We start from the raw sequence: 15,969 nt of genomic DNA on the forward strand, positions 1-15,969 counted from the left end.
TCTCTTTGTTTTCTTTTTTGCTTCTCTAGAGATATGGCTTGGTTAGCAGACGCCTTTATCGGCGTTATCACAGTTTTACCCGGACTAATGGTTATGGTGTTTGTCTTTGTTTTTGCAGGCGTATCTTCTCTTTTCGCCAGGCTATGTGGAGCACTTTTAAAATGGGTAACTAGTCCTCTTTTTATCAAAATGCCGTATACAAAACCAGGCTCTATTCCAGACGGAAATCCAATAATTGAAGCCGGTTTAAGTATCACCCAGGGATTTGTAAATATGCTCTTGGTTTTAATCTTGGTCTATATTGCTATTGCCACCATTTTACGATTAGCCGGCTATGAGACAAGAAGGCTTTTAGTTACTTTTATTCTTGTTGCTCTTTTAGTAAATTTTGCTCCAGTTGTATGTGGTTTAGTTGTTGATGCTTCCAATATTATAATGAATTTTTTCCTTGGAGAAGTTTCTGGAGGCAGACACCTTATAGCTAATCTTAATAATTTATGGGAAATTATTAAAGAAGAGCTTGTTGGTTTAAAAGCATTTTCTACAGCTTTTATTTTTACTGAACGGCTTGAGGTAATTTTTAAAGTTGCTGCTATTGGCGTTATAAATTTGTACTTAGGTTTAATTTTGCTTCTTTTCGCTTGTATTTTTGTATTTAGATATATTGCTATTTGGATGTTAGTCATTCTTTCTCCTTTAGCTTTTGCCTGTTATATACTGCCGGTAACAAGAAAATATTGGACAATGTGGTGGAATCAACTTATCCAATGGTCATTCATCGGAGTAACTTGTGCTTTTTTCCTTTATTTAGCAGATCTATTAGCTAATTTAGGAACCCAAATATATGGCTCTAGCGCTCCAATGATTGTAGGAGATAGAATTCTTCCTTATCTCGTGCCGATAGGCTTTCTTATGATGGCTTTAATATTCGGCCTCAAAACTTCAGCAATGGGAGCCTCAACGGTGATGAGTCTATCAAAAAGAAGCGGAAAATGGGTAGGAAAAGCAACTTGGAAAGGATTAAGGCCTAATATAGATAGAGCTTTATATCGGGCAACGGAAAAAATACGTGGAAAAGGAAAAGGGATTACTACAAGAACTATAGGAGCCGGCATAGCCAAGCAGTGGGGGAAAGCACCGGTTGCTAGATGGTTCTTGCCTGAATCTTTAAGAAAATATGGACAATATAGACCAGCTCTTTTGGCTGCTGCTAAAGAAGCAGAAAGTTATGATTCAAGAACTCTTATGGATAGAGTTTATACATTGGCAGATAAAGAAGAACAGGCAGCTGGAGGCGCATATTCAGTGCTCGATAGAGTAGACGCTCAAGATGTATTTGATGCAGGCAAAAGAGCATTTGGAAAAGCATTTAAAAGAAAGTATGGAAGAGACATGTCTGATGACGAACTTATACAAAATAAAAAATTCAGAGAAATAACGGGTAGATTTTTACACATAGCCCGACAATCAGGAATGTTAGGGGGTGGGTTTACTAGAAAAGATCCACGCTTAGCTATAATAGCAGCTATGGAAGGAATAAAAGGATATGGGGATATCAAAGATACAGCGGGAAATCCTCTTAAAGGAGAAGACCTTATAAGAGCTGCTGTTAGAAAAGCAGTTGGTGAGGCAAGGCAACATATAGCTAAATGGGAGCCAGAAATTCTTAAGAATAAATATGTTATGGAAGCTATGTTAGGACAATTTGATAGAGATAGATGGTTACAGGTAAACCGCCAGGTTAAGAGAGGACAAGATTCCGCCCTTAATGGCATAGATTCTACATTTTCAGATTTTATAGAGAAAGATCCTGGGTTTAAAGATTTAAGCGCAGAGCAAATACAAGGAAAATTAAAAGACCTCACACCAGGAGAGATAAAAGCGAAAGTGAAGTTGAAAATAGAAACAGAGTTAAAAGAAGAAGACCTCAAACCAAAAGAAAGAGAAAAAGAATTAAAAATAAGGTTAGAAAAAAGATTGCCTGAAGCGTTACAAGACCCCAGAAGCGCTGAATCTAAAGCTGCTTGGAAGAAATTCACAGAAGATATCAAAAAACTAAACTTAGGACTTGAAGGATATGTTAAGGCATTAAAAGATAAACGAATACAGCAAACTGGATGGAGAGCAGGAGGATATATACCAAAAAGCGAAAGATGGCAAGGTAAAGTTGGCGTCCTTACACCTGGCAAAGCAATGATGGGCCCATCGCCTCCAGAAGAAGAAAGAAAAGAAGGATATACAGGAGGTATGGGCCCAACTCAATAAAAAAGGGAGCTAATAATATCGTTAGCTCCCTTCACTCGTAGAAGCTGTAACTATTTTGGTTTAGCTTCTTTTTTGTTTTGGGGGACTTCCCCCGAAGGGTATAACACCTTCTTTAAATGCATGTAGAATCACCAAATCCCTTATTTGTTCTGTAGTCATTCCTTTTCCTTGTACTCCTCCAACAGCAAATGCCGCGATATCACTCGAAACCCCTGCTCCTGTGTAGGCTGCTAATCTCCGGCTAATAGCTGTCTGTTCGTGTTTAGCTGCTTCGGCATCCTTCATAGCTAACTCAGGTTTAATATAAGCTTTTTCTGTCTCGTCAGGTAGTTTGACCTTAGGTAGCTCGATATCAAGGCATTCTTTCGGAAGACCACATTCAAAAAAGGGATTCCCCTCTTCCTCTAATAAATACTTCTTCATTTCTTCTTCAATAGTTTCTTTTTCTTCCGTGCATTCCTGAGAATTTTTCTTTGCCATCACATGTCTCGCGGCACCCATTATTCCTTTTTCGAAATGCCTACCAAGCTGATCCACTGCTTCCGGGGTTGTTAAATCCTTAATAGGCAAACGACTGTAAAGCTTCATCAATAAATCTCTGCCGCTTACCCTTTTCCACGTCAACTCCCCTTTTTCGCCAGTTTGGGTGATTTCACGTACAGGGAAGGAATATAATCTATCTACTTTTGGAAATCTAAAATATACAGTGATATCCACCTGCAAGGGCTGCTTTTTTAATTTTCCTTCTTCTTTTGAATATAATCCTTCTGTTATTCTATAATTCGCGCAATACTGGCCGGTAGGAAATTTCTTAAACTTCTCAAAGGGAAAGAAACAGAAGTACAAACCTGGCCCCATAGCATCTATTGGTTTAGCAAACCTCGTTAAGACCGCTTGAGAAGGAACTTCGATTGTCCCAATTTGGCTTAGGCATTTCTTCAACCAAATTCCTAAACCTAAAAAAACCAATCCTTCTGCTACCACCCAGGAAATTGCTGTTATCCAAGAAATTCCTGGGAGAACAACTATAGGTTTTTCTACAGCAATCAATACTCCGATTGCTATCCCGGCCAAAAAAATCTGTTTTAGGTATTTTTTAGGCCAAATCCATAATCCTAAAAATCCTAAAAAAAGCAAAATCTCTGCTGTCAGCCAAGAAATCCTTAGAGGAAAAATTAGGGGCATCATCCTAGCAATCAATACCACTATTACTATGGGCACTGTTATAGCAATCAATGCCGCCATTACTACCCAGACCCGAAAAGACGTCTGCTTCCAAAATTTCTTTTCTACCACATCTTTCTTTTCCGTCTTTCCTATTTTTTTCATTTTTATACCCTTTCAGTTATTTTATTGTTAACTTACTGTTTTACATCAAGAAACCATTTCTTGAATACCTAATCATATCATATATCCATATTTTTGTCAATGTTTTCAAAAGAAAAAGGCAGAAGAATTTTCTGCCTTTTATCTGGTGATAAATCTCGAATTACGGTTCTCGGGGTCGGCCATATCTGTCGTATGTTGGATCAATGCCTGCCGTTACCTTCATCCGCCGCCACTTTCGGGCATCCCTTACTGCCCACGCTGCAGGGTCTTCGATAGGTATCCTAAATATGGCCACGATTAGAAAGAAAAAAGCAAGAGAGACCACCCAAATAATAGAGAACATAATGAGCCCTGACACCTTTAGCACCTTTGCAATTTTAATCCACATGTTCCTTGTCTTCTTCATCTTTCTTACCTTCTTCATGTTATTTTTCACCTTCCTTTCTTTATTAAATTATTAAAGAAATTCTTCTCTGAGATTACCCAGAGACCAAGAAACCACTCCCTGATGTTTTAATCATATTATACATTCAAATCTTTGTCAAATTTTTTAATAAAAAAGGTGGTTTTATGGAACCACCTTTTTACCAAAACCAGAAAAAATATCAACTTTTTAATCTCTTTTCAAAGATCTACCCATTTTTATTTTTGTATAAATCTTTGAGCCAGTAGATTTCAAATTCTGGGCTAGTAATATATTCTTCAAAAGGAGGAAATTGTTCTAATTCAAACCTATCTGCTACCTTTTTATCTTTTATTGCCTCTAACATCTCTTTGGTTGGACGCCAATCCATATCAGCTAATTTGAAAAAATCTACAAATTGATAACTATACCATTCTAATATTTTTATTTTCCGTTCTTCTTTTGATAATTTATCGTAAACTATTGACTGTTCGGTTGCCATCTTAGCGAAATAACCAGACAGTTCTTTTATTTTTTCTATTGAATTTTGGGGGACGTCATCAACGAGAACAAAGTAAGCTACGAGATTATTAATAATATCTCCTTGATAAATTGAGTGCATCCCTATCATCTCACATCTAAATTTTACATTTTTGAAAACCTGAAATATTTTTACATCTGAATATTTTAATTTTTTGCTTTCTGTCCATATTTCTATTGGTTTAATTTTAGGAAAGTGCTTTATTATTAAAATAGTATTCTCGCCAAATTTTTTAGAAGCATCGTAAGGACCATAAATTTCGTGAGAATCTTGAGGAAAGAAATCACCGTAAAGAGAAAAAACAAGCGAAGCTAAACTGTTATAAAGTTTTCCTAATTCTCTCGCTATCTCCCTATTTCCAGTTTGCCAATCAGTTTTATTTAAAATAGCTTCAATTTCTTCATCGGTATGAGCAATATTGCTCTTATAGGCAAAAATATCTTTTTTAGCCAAATAAGAAAGAACCTCTACCATATATTCCGCCACTTCTCTAAATTGAACTTTATTTTTAGGTTCTGAGCCTTGATATTCCCAAATTAAGAAAGGAAAAGCTATCCGAAAAGTGGAGGGGCAGGAAAAGGTCTTAGCGACTTCCTCAATTTTATATCCTTTCTTTTTAATTTTAATAATTGCCTGATGGACTCTAGATATAAAAGCGCCATTTAAAGAAGATATCACAGTATCAGCATTAGCCGGCCCCCAACTGCACGGCACCATATTAGTAAAGGCAATATGGAATGCTCTGGCAAATTCATCTATCCATTTGGGATATTCCTCTTTAGTCATATTAGATTAAGTAGACTTCACCTCTTGTTCCATCTACTTTTACTTTTATACCGTCTTTAAGGTCTTTTGTTGCACTTTTAGTAGCCACTACGCAGGGAATACCAAGCTCACGAGAAACTATTGCTGGATGAGAAGTTAAACCACCTTTATCAGTAACAATAGCAGCTGTTTTGTTCATCATTATCACCATTGAGGGCTCAGTCATCTCTGCAACAAGAATATATCCTTCTTTAAAGTCAGATATATTTTCAACACCTTTAACAATTCTCACAATCCCTTCAGCTATACCAGCACTCGCTGCTATCCCTTTTAAAATAATTTTTCTTTTGACATATTTCATAGAGTAGTAATTGGCCTACTTTGAGTTATATAGATTTTGTTTTTTTCTATTGCGAATTCGATGTCTTGAGGAGATCTGTAATGCTCTTCTATTTTCCGGCAGAGTTTGGCTAATTTAATAATCTGCTTGCCAGAAAGTTTTTGTTTGGATTGCTTAGCTTTAGGAACCTTTACTTCTTTTATTCCTAGCCCAGACCTTACAATCATCATTTCCTGCTGACTAATATTAGCATCTAAAATTGTCCAATCTTTCTTAGAAATTACATAGGTGTCAGGGGTAATCTTACCGCCAACAATGGCTTCTCCTAAACCCCAGCCAGCTTCAATAACCATTTGGTTTCTATCTTGGGTTACTGGATGAACAGTAAAGCAAATACCAGAGACATCTGATTGAACCATTTTTTGAACAACCACTGCTACTCCAACTGGATAACAATCAGCTAATTTTTTGCAGGTTCTTGCTCTGATTTTCTTTTGATGGTCAACAGTAATTATTTCTTTTTCAAAAGCATAAAACAAAGCCCGGGGAGTAAAAAGTGAAGACCAGCATTTTTTAATGTTTTCCATTAAATTAGACTGACTTGTATTCAAATATGTTTCTAATTCTCCTGCCCAAGAAGCTATTGAAGAATCTTCAGCAGTAGCCGAAGACCTAACAGCTACATACTCGGCATCTAATTTCTTAAATTCTTTTAAGAGCACTCTTTCTAAATCTTGGGGCATTGAAGCATCATGAATTAAATCCCTGATTACTCTTGAAGCTTCATCAACTGATTTAATATCTTCATGATTAATTTTCTTTATTTGAGAGGCAATCTCTGTATAAAGATCAGTTTCTTCCAAAAACCTATCAAAAGCATCAACTAGAATAATAAAACCAGGAGGCACTGGAATTTTAGCTTGGCTCATCTCCCCAAGCGAAGCCCCTTTACCTCCGGCAATAGAGACATCATTTTTAGATATTTCTTTAAAACTTTTTATAAACATACTATTTATATTTTTATTTATTTCTCTTTTTAATTATTTTAACAACTCCCTTATTAGTATCCACCTCCACCAAATCCCCGTCTTTTAGTGCTCTCGTGGCGATTTTGGTGCCAATGATACAGGGAATTCCTAATTCTCTTGAGACAATTGCGGCATGGCAGGTAATCCCTCCTTCATTGGTTACAATAGCTGCCGCTTTTTTTATAGCTGGTGCATGCTCTGGCCTTGTCATTGTAGAAACAAGGATATCGCCTTTTTCAAATTTTGAAATATCTTCTTGTCTTATCACTATTTTTACAGCGCCGGCTGCTTTACCAGACGAAGCTATTGTGCCTGGGAACTCGCTGATTTCTTCTTTTTCAGAACGAAGTATTTTATTAATAATTTTTTCTATTTCATCTTTATAAAAAACTTTGAATTTATCTTTTTGAAAAACGAACAAAGAACCTTGTTTTCTTTTTTTGAGTAAAGAAATGTCAAAATTCCCTTTTATAAAATCTTCAAGCTCTGAATAATCTAAATAAGCTAAATCATCTTCATTAATTCTTGTTCTTTTAGATAATTCTTTTAAGTATTTTGAGTCAAGATAAGTGGTCATAACCGAATTCTCTTTTCTTAAATCCTGCCATTTGGCAAAAAGCGGCGAAAGTTCAGCTACGGCAAGTATTTCTTCATTAAACTTATATTTTGAAATATAATCTTTTCTTATTTTTCTATTGTCAATCCATATTTTATTCTTTTTTTCTTCTTCCCTTAAATTAGATTTAAGAAGATCTCTTAAGTGTGCTTTTACATCTTCAAAAGTATATTCTTTTGCACCAAAAAAGCTTTCTACTTTTATCCAGCAAAACTTATCAAGATGTTCTTGTATTTTATTATAAATATCAGTTTTTTTAATGTCTTCCTCTGTCTTAATTTCTTTTGCTATTTTAATAAGATCTAATTCAAATTCGTTTAAAAATAAAGGTTCTTCGGGTCTTGTTATTATTTCAACTGCTTTATTAATATCGAACTTTGGATTTTCTCTCGCAAAATTAGAAAGCAATTCTGGTAGTTTTTTCTCGGTATAAAATATAAAAGGATCCATTAAACTTGAGGTTTTTCTTGCTTTCCACTGTAATTCAGTATATTTTTTAATATCAGTTACTAGTTCTTCATTATTTACTCCAGAAAGATCTTTTTTCTTAAATTTCTTGAAAGTGTCTTCAATCTCCTTTTTTATTTTAAGCCAATCTTCAAGTTCATTTTTCCAGTAATTATTATTTTCTTCGTGTTTTTTAAATATTAACTCTCCTATTTCATCCTGGTCTTTAATAAGAGTAATCCAATCTAACTCTCCTTTTTCGTAATAACAAAGAAGCAAATCATATTCTTTTAATTTCAGCCCACTAGTAAAACCCCTAACAATACCTGATAACATTAAAGGTCTTGCAGGAGCATGTTCAACATACCAATCTGTTGGCGAGTATCCTAAAAAGTTTTTTAAATTAATCATTTAATTATTTTTACAATACCCTTGTTAGCGTCTACTTCTACTAAATCTCCATTCTTTAGAGCCCTTGTGGCTTTTATGGTGCCAACCACACATGGTTTATGTAATTCCCTAGATACAATAGCGGCATGAGACAACATCCCACCTTCGTCAGTAATAACTCCTTTAGCCTTTTTCATTATGGGGACGAAATCAGGTCTAGTCGCGCTAGTAACTAATATTTCGCCTTCTTTGAACTTATCAAAATCATTATTACTTAAAATAATAGATACTTTCCCTTTAGTAGTCCCTTCAGAAACTCCCATGCCTTTCAATTCATTTATCTCTTTCTCTCCTTTCTTTAAAGTTTTATCTATTATATTTATTGTTTTTTTATCAGTAATTAAGTTTACTTCGCTATCTTTAGTAAGATAAACACTGTTTTTAATTCTTTTATCTAAATCTACTGCCTTAATTGATATCTTTCCATTTAATAAATTTTCTATCTCTTCCTCATTTAAAAACAAGGTTTGTTCTAATGTTAAATTCAACCTTTTGCTTATTTCTTTAAATAAATTTCTAACATAGAAACCTCCTTGATCTCTGGTATATGGTTTAAAATCTTTCAAATAGCTATATGTGGCAAAGAATTCTAACAAATATAATATGTCTTTCTGGTTTTTGAATTTTTTCGTTATCCTTAAATAATAATTATATCTTTCTTTATATTTTTTCCTAATATTATCAATCTCTTCTTTAATTTTGCTTTTTGTTAATTTTGTACTTATATCATTCAACTTTTTTTTAAAATAATTTAAATCATACGGTTTATAGCTAATATCATACATTGGCATATAAGAAAACTTGCTACAATGTTTTTTTAAAGCAGACTCTTGTTTTTTCTTATCCATCAAAGCTATTTTTAATAAAGATAATTTTTCCATATCAATGGGAATAATTTTCATCGGCTTTGATAACTTAATAAGCAGCTTATCTATCTTATTTGAAGATATTCCTTTGTTTTCCATTAATTTTCTAATTGAAATAGTTAAAGATTCTTCAACGCTGTTAAACAATATCCAAAAACCTATACATACAACCTTATCCTGTCTATAATATTTTCTTAAAATATTAATTATCTCCTTATCAGAATAATTATAATCGTCAAAGTTCTGCGGTATTGTTTTAACAAAATCTAAATAATTTTTAAACCACTTTTTAATTTTATCAGGTAAGTTCTTTATTGTTTTTAATATAAAGGTTTTCTTAATAAATTTTTGAGACAAATGTTTTGTTAAACCTTTTGTTTCCTTCTCTACTAAATAATTAAAACAATCTCCATTAATGAATCTATATATTTCAAAGCTTTGTTTGTAACCAAAAACTTCTTTAAACCCTTTCCAATATCCGTAATGATATAAACGGACTTTTTGATAAGTCATTCTTCTGGTATAAGTATATAGCCAATTTTTATTTAAAAAATCCTTGATGTTCATATTTGCTTAATCAATCTTTTTAATAATTCCTGCGTTTAAATCTAACTGAACATAATCTCCATTCTTGAGAACATCGGTGGCGGTTTTGGTGCCGACAATGCAAGGGATGTTTAATTCCCTGGAGACAATTGCTGCGTGGCAAGCCATGCCTCCCTCATTGGTAATTATGGCCTTTGCTATCCTTATCATAGGAACATAATCAACTCTGGTCATACTAGTTACTAAAATCTCACCCTCATTAAATTTATCTTTTTTCGGATTAAGCACAATCCTAGTTCTCCCCTTAATTTCTTTAACTCCTCCAGTGCTGGCAACTTGTCCTTTTATTTCTTTTTGTTTTTCAACGCGAGTACCTATCCCAAACATCTTTTTCCCTTCCCTGCCGTAAAACATCTTTTCTTTTTTATTTTTCTCAAAAACCAGAAATACTCCTTTATTTCTATTGTCAGTATCTTTTTTGCTAATTTTTTTATTTTTAGCCAAAAGCTCATCTATTTCATCAACAGTATAAATCGTTAAATCATGATATTTATAACCTTCTTTTTCAGCCAGATCTCCAAGAAAAGTAAAGAGATAATAAAATATTTTCATCATTGCCACTTTTCTCATATCAATCCATTGAATTGTTAATCTGGCAAATTCAATATCTTTTTTATCTTCATTAGTCAGCTTCAGGAGCGATAATAAACGCTTCTTTTGCCTGTTAATTTTATTAAAATTCTTATTAAAATCTCTAGACTCCTTTAAAATCTTAACTTTCTTATTTGTTTTTATCTCCTTCAAGATATCTTTTAACAAAGATTCCGGGGTAATTTTCTTTCCCTTGTAGAAATTTGTTTTAAACCAAAAATAATTTTTAATGTAAGCATCTATTTTTTTCTCAAGGTTTTTTTTCTTCAAAAAACTTACGCAAACATCCAAAAAGTACTTTCTTTCAACAAAAAGAGCTGATGGTTTTTCTGGATGAGATAAAATATTAATTACTTCATTTGCCTTTGCCAAACTAAGATTATTTCTCTCAGCAAATTTTGGCACTATTTCTGAACCAATTATTCCTCCCTTATCTTCACCAATTGCTGCATAATGAAGCCATTCATAAGATACTTTAACAAGCTCTCGGTAGATTTTTAACAAATCCTTTTTGGGTATTTTGTCTTTATTTTTTTGGTATCCCCCCCAGATCTTATCAGCCTGTCTTTCTAAATCTCTATGTCTTTTCATCTTGCTAATCATGGTCTTTCGATTTTTTAAAAAATCGAAATAAATCTTTCTTGCTACTTCGTTTATATTTTTCTGAGGAATAAATTGATAAAATATGCTGGTAGGTTTGTATGAAACATAACAAAAACTAGGACTAAAATTTTTTCCATGGACAATTTGGGAATTAACGTAAGAAGTATACGCTAAATCCAGAATGAAAATAGACGCAATAGCGCTCTGAATATTCAACTCCTTTTCCTTTAAATATTTTATTATCTCCTTTTTAGTCATTTCAGGATTTTAATAGTTCCCTCGTTTAAATTTAATTGAATATAGTCTCCATTTTTAATAACATCTGTAGCAACTTTGGTGCCAATGATGCAGGGCTTTTTTAATTCTCTTGAAACTATGGCTGCGTGAGTAGTAATTCCTCCTTCATTGGTGACAATAGCTTTTGCTTGTTTCATTAAAGGAACAAATTCTGGTCTTGTCATGCCGCTAAGCAAAATCTCCCCTTTATTAAATTTATCTTTTATTGGATCAAAAACAATTCTTACTTTTCCTTTGATTAACATATCCTTGCCTTTGCCGATAGAAGCTACAAATCCCTTTAATTCTTTTTTTGAAAGCTCTTTTCTTTTCTTTTTAAAGAAATTAGCAATAAAATCACCCTCTTTGCCAAAGAAATATTCACTTTTCAATTTATTATTTTCTACGTAAGAAAAGATGACTGCCTTTTTTCTTCTATTTATTTCTTTTTTGGACACTTTCTTGCCTTTTTCTAAAACTTGTACTACTTCTTTAATTAAATAATTATCTAAATCTGATTTTGGAATTTTAAACCTTTTGTTAATTTCATTGAATATTTGATCAATGCAAAATACCTGTTTTTGAATGTTTTGTTTTCTATCATCTTGAAGAAGGGTGAAAAATCTTACTAACTCAAAGAAGTTCTTTGTTTGTTTAGATATTTTATACTTTTTATAAATATTCTTTCTTTGCCTCAATGTTATTTCCTTCTTATTGTTTAATCTTTTTGTTTCCTTTTTTATCTCTTTTAATGATTTGAATTTAACTAATTCTTTCAAAGAGTTAAGGAAAAATTTATTACCCAGATAAATAGCTCCCCGAAAACTATTTTGAATCCAAAAATAATTATCCCTATGTTTTTCTATATCTTCACAAGCTTTTTTAATATCTTTAAAATGTTTCTGAGCCAATTTTAAAAGGTCAAGTTTTTCTTGTTCAAGAAAACTCATCTTTTCCAATGAGCTAAGAATCCGAACAATATCCAAGGCTTTATCGGTTTTAATTCCTTGCAATAAATCTAAATAATATTGTTCGTTTAATGTATCTAACCCCTCCGGAAGAAGCGAATATCCATATTGTTTTCTTCCTAACTCAAAAAGATTTAAAAATATCTTTTTTAAATCTTTGTTGCTACGTTTCTCTAAACCCTTTTTAACCTCCAAAAAAACATTATTAATATCTGCACAAACTTTAGTAAATTCTTTGTATTTTCTTTTGAAGTATTTCTTATCTTCTCTATGTTTTTTAATGCTCCAATCCAAGGCTTTTTTAGCGTCATCTTTAGGCGCCCATTCATAGCCATAATAATTATGAACACAATAAATACAAGCAGAATATAAGTTCTTTTTGTAAGCATTTCTTCCTTCTAAATAACAGGTTTTAAATTGTTCTTCAGCATGAAAAAAAACTTGAGATTCTTCTTCTTTCCAATCGTGAGAATTGAGAATTTTTAATATTTTTTGTTTATTCATTCTTCTTTTTATTGATTAAGGCTACCAGCCATTTGATGTGGAATTCAAAGTCCTTTTCAGTACGGCTGTTGTCTTCGTAGCAACGAGAAAGGCCTAAACGAGTAGCAGATAGAATCTTGCCTCCGCAAAATAGCAAAACTCTAAAGATTTGGTTACCAACCATTCCATTGACCGGAACCAGAATATTGGAACCAGCTCCAACCGCAGGATTTAAATCAATTGCCCAATTTTTTGCTTCATATCCTTTTTCTTTTAATTTTCCAACTATCCATTCTGCGTCTTCATAGGTTTTGTTAAGTATTCCATCAACCCCTTCTTTTATATCTTTTTTCCTTGGATAAGTTTCATGTCGTCTTCCAGTAAATACAGCAATTTTTGGCTCAATTCCCCATTCTTTAACAAATTCGGCATTATTTTGAGCAAGTTCTAATCTTTCTTCTTTTGACCAACCCTCAGGATTACTTGCCGGGCTCAAGAAAAATTGACGGCCTGAAGGATCCTCTAAAAGACCAGGGCAAAAAGTATAGTTTTCTCCAGTTAACTTCTGATAGGCCTCGAAAGTTGTAAAATCGTCAATCGTACCCCTTATAATCCCTTCTACTTCATCATTGGCTAATATTGAAGCAAGTTTCTCTTCTGGATTGTTATCAACAACTTTTTCAAAGCCCTGAATATCTTTAATTGCTTCTGGACCTACTAAAATAATATCAGCATACTGCTTGCCATTTTTTAAACTCTCCAAAATCTCTTCATCCGGTTCTTTTAAACCGAAGGCAATCTTAGGTTTGCCTAATTTAACTAATTCTTCAACCCTTTTATTAAATATTTGAAATTCTTCTTTTCCCATAATTTTTAAAACTTAAAACTTATTATTTAATAACGACCATTTTTCTGCTTTTATCATACTTAATTTTATTGAATTTTACAATAAAACCATTGACAAAATATATACACTATGCTATAATTCAAGTAGAAAAGAATACTTTTACAATTTAATAATAGCTTGAATAACCGTCTGAAAGGAGGTTCAGAAATGGATGCTCACGAACTGAGAAGAGTGTTAGAAATACAGAGAGATCTCTACTTAAAACCAGGGGATAAGATTCTGGTTGTCCTGGTAGAAAGTCTCGCCCACGCTCCTATCACAAATGTTCTTCAGGATTATGATTTCGATATTGCTTTAATTCCTATGGTTGAACGACCTGGTCAAGATTACGAGGTTGACGAGAAACTTCTGGACGGAAAAACAGTCGGATGGCTTATTACTAACATTAGTGTGAGCCACTCCCCAGCAACTAAGAGGATGCTTGATAAAGGGATGTTCCTTATTTCCAATCCTGGCATTACGCCAGATTGGCTAGCTATACTTAATCCAGCCAATAGAGAGCCCTGTCAGAAAAACGCCAAAGCCATCTTAAACGCTATTGGCGGAGATATTGGTGGTAAATTTCACATTATTGCCAATGACGGAACTGACCTTTGGTTAAAAGTTCCCAACAAAAACTGGCATATAGAGGCAGGTGGCCGAGAAGGTATAGGAACCAATGGTACTTATGGGGAGCTTACGACTGCTCCTTACTGGGCAGAAGGAACTTTGGTGCTACGGCCAGGTGATTTCCTTACCAATCCCATCAACAGAGTAAATGAGAAAATTGTTCTGACAATCCATACTAACCGTGTCGTGGAGATTAAGGGTGGATCACAGTTTGAAACTCTCACAAAAATGCTGGAAGAACCGAATGACCCAAAAGCTTTCCAATTAGGAGAATTCGCTTTTGGTCTTAATCCTGGAAAGCCGGAAAAACTTTATCGTTCTGTTGTTGCGGAAAAGCGTTTGGGAGGAATACATATTGCTATTGGAACCAATAGTATATGTCTGAAAGAAGACTGTCCTGAAATCAGCAAGTTCAAGTACGGACGCTACACTGCAGGAGTTCACATTGATTGCATCAAATTTGGAGCATCTGTGTTTTTTGAACCCGAAGCTCCAACAAGAACAATCCTGGAGAAAGGAATCTTGATGATCTAACTGTCAAGATTCAAAAAGCCCGAGTTCTACTTGGGCTTTTTTATTTACTAAAAGATTATTAATTTTATGTTGTTTTAATCGGCATTACCACGTAGATATAGGTTTCGTCACCGACCGGTTTGAGAACTCCGGGGCCAGAGTCACCGTTAAATTCAAAGAGAATCTCTGAACTCTTTATATTTAAAAGCCCGTCTAATAAGAAACGGTGATTAAAAGAAATCTTTACGGGTTCTCCTTTTATTTTTCCAGGAACCGAAGATTGGTATTCTCCAATTTCTGGGCTTTGGCTAAAGATTTCTATTTTCTTTTCTTTCGGCTCTACTTTAATCTTTACTTCGTTTATTTTTCCGCTAAATAAACTGGCTGTTTTTATTTGATTCAAAAATTCATTTTTATCTAATCTTAACTGGGTTGTGTGTTTTTTAGGGATAATCTCCTGATAATTCGGGTATTCTCCCTCTATTAATCTGGAGACTAATTGAATTTGAGGATGCGGGGTTTCTGGCATAAGATATTCAAACATAACTTGGTTAGGTGAAAAATACATTTTTAATTCTCCCTTCTTTTCCCCAAAAACATTAACAATTTCTTTTGCTGTTTTTTGGGGAAGAATTAAGGAATATTCTTTTTTTAAGGAAGAATTATTTTTTAAAAATATTTTCTTCTCGCCTAATCTAAAACTATCGGTGGCTGCTATTGTTATTAAATTTTTTTGAAAAGAAAAATAGACACCTGAGATCTCTGGCCTAGTGGTAGAGGGAAGAACTATATCTGTAACTTGGTTTAAACTTTGGCAGAGAGGGAAACTTTCAATAGAAATAGATTCTTCTTTACTAATTTTGGGGATAATTGGAAATTCATCAGCGCTGAGACCTTTTATTTGAGTTTTATAATTTTCACACTCAATAAATAAAGTATTATTTTTTACTTCAAGATTTATTTTTTTATTTGGAAGCAAGCTTATAAAATTAGAAAATAAATGGGAAGGAATAGTAATTTTTCCCTCTTTTTCAATTTTAGTTAGAACCCACCAGTTTATTCCTGTTTCTAAATCAGTAGCAGACAAATTAAAGAAATTTTTTTCTGTTGATATTAGAATATTATTTAAAATAGGAAGAGTTAAAGATTTTGAAGAGACCCTTTCAACAACACTTAAACCTTCTTTTAGTTTTTCTTGTAAAATTAGTAGTTTCATAATTATATAATTAATATTAATAAATTAATTTATTAATTATTGTTGTTAGTGTGGTGGAAATGTAAGTTTTTTATTTTGTTTAAGAGGGTGTTTATTATTTAAAATTAAGTAGATAGAAAGTGAATTATTTTTTGGGTTAGTTTTATT

At 33.2% G+C, this 15,969-nt stretch carries 13 protein-coding genes; 2 read left to right on the forward strand and 11 right to left on the reverse strand.

The window, feature by feature from the left end; all coding sequences use genetic code 11:
* Positions 1–33: 33 nt before the first annotated feature.
* Positions 34–2,265, forward strand: coding sequence for a hypothetical protein (locus KJA13_03895; GenBank protein MBZ9578134.1), 2,232 nt, complete (start codon positions 34–36; stop codon positions 2,263–2,265).
* A 60-nt stretch (positions 2,266–2,325) separates the two neighbouring features.
* On the opposite strand, the gene KJA13_03900 is transcribed toward KJA13_03895, so the two are convergent.
* From KJA13_03900 to KJA13_03945, 10 genes are all read right to left on the reverse strand, one after another.
* Positions 2,326–3,594: a hypothetical protein gene (locus KJA13_03900; GenBank protein MBZ9578135.1), complete on the reverse strand. Its 1,269-nt coding sequence runs from the start codon at positions 3,592–3,594 to the stop codon at positions 2,326–2,328.
* Between the two features lie 160 nt (positions 3,595–3,754).
* Complete coding sequence (locus KJA13_03905; protein ID MBZ9578136.1) at positions 3,755–4,018, reverse strand: hypothetical protein; 264 nt, start codon at positions 4,016–4,018, stop codon at positions 3,755–3,757.
* A gap of 208 nt (positions 4,019–4,226) precedes the next feature.
* Positions 4,227–5,324: a hypothetical protein gene (locus KJA13_03910; GenBank protein ID MBZ9578137.1), complete on the reverse strand. Its 1,098-nt coding sequence runs from the start codon at positions 5,322–5,324 to the stop codon at positions 4,227–4,229.
* 1 nt (position 5,325) lies between these two features.
* A complete protein-coding gene (locus KJA13_03915; protein ID MBZ9578138.1) occupies positions 5,326–5,664 on the reverse strand; it encodes a hypothetical protein in 339 nt (112 codons plus the stop codon).
* On the reverse strand, positions 5,661–6,650 hold the full coding sequence (locus KJA13_03920) for a hypothetical protein (protein ID MBZ9578139.1): 990 nt from the start codon (positions 6,648–6,650) through the stop codon (positions 5,661–5,663). Before KJA13_03920 ends, KJA13_03915 begins: the two co-directional genes overlap by 4 nt.
* Before the next feature lie 13 nt (positions 6,651–6,663).
* The gene (locus tag KJA13_03925) at positions 6,664–8,070 is read right to left on the reverse strand and encodes a hypothetical protein (GenBank protein ID MBZ9578140.1); all 1,407 of its coding nucleotides are present in this window, start codon (positions 8,068–8,070) and stop codon (positions 6,664–6,666) included.
* A gap of 71 nt (positions 8,071–8,141) precedes the next feature.
* Entirely contained in the window at positions 8,142–9,149 is a 1,008-nt protein-coding gene (locus tag KJA13_03930) for a hypothetical protein (GenBank protein MBZ9578141.1), read from the reverse strand.
* Positions 9,150–9,623: 474 nt separating this feature from the next.
* A complete protein-coding gene (locus KJA13_03935; protein MBZ9578142.1) occupies positions 9,624–11,108 on the reverse strand; it encodes a hypothetical protein in 1,485 nt (494 codons plus the stop codon).
* A complete protein-coding gene (locus KJA13_03940; GenBank protein ID MBZ9578143.1) occupies positions 11,105–12,598 on the reverse strand; it encodes a hypothetical protein in 1,494 nt (497 codons plus the stop codon). The genes KJA13_03935 and KJA13_03940 overlap by 4 nt, the downstream gene beginning before the upstream one ends.
* Positions 12,591–13,445 (reverse strand): hypothetical protein, encoded by an 855-nt coding sequence (locus tag KJA13_03945; GenBank protein ID MBZ9578144.1) that lies wholly within the window; start codon positions 13,443–13,445, stop codon positions 12,591–12,593. Before KJA13_03945 ends, KJA13_03940 begins: the two co-directional genes overlap by 8 nt.
* A 186-nt stretch (positions 13,446–13,631) precedes the next feature.
* Between KJA13_03945 and KJA13_03950 the strand changes: the two genes are divergently transcribed.
* Entirely contained in the window at positions 13,632–14,627 is a 996-nt protein-coding gene (locus tag KJA13_03950; GenBank protein MBZ9578145.1) for an aminopeptidase, read from the forward strand.
* 64 nt (positions 14,628–14,691) lie between these two features.
* Here KJA13_03950 and dnaN read toward each other — a convergent pair whose 3' ends face one another.
* A complete protein-coding gene (gene dnaN / locus KJA13_03955) occupies positions 14,692–15,822 on the reverse strand; it encodes a DNA polymerase III subunit beta (GenBank protein ID MBZ9578146.1) in 1,131 nt (376 codons plus the stop codon).
* Positions 15,823–15,969: the final 147 nt, after the last annotated feature.

The organism is Patescibacteria group bacterium, assembly GCA_020148045.1.
Lineage (GTDB): Bacteria > Patescibacteriota > Minisyncoccia > Minisyncoccales > GWA2-38-27 > JAHCRG01.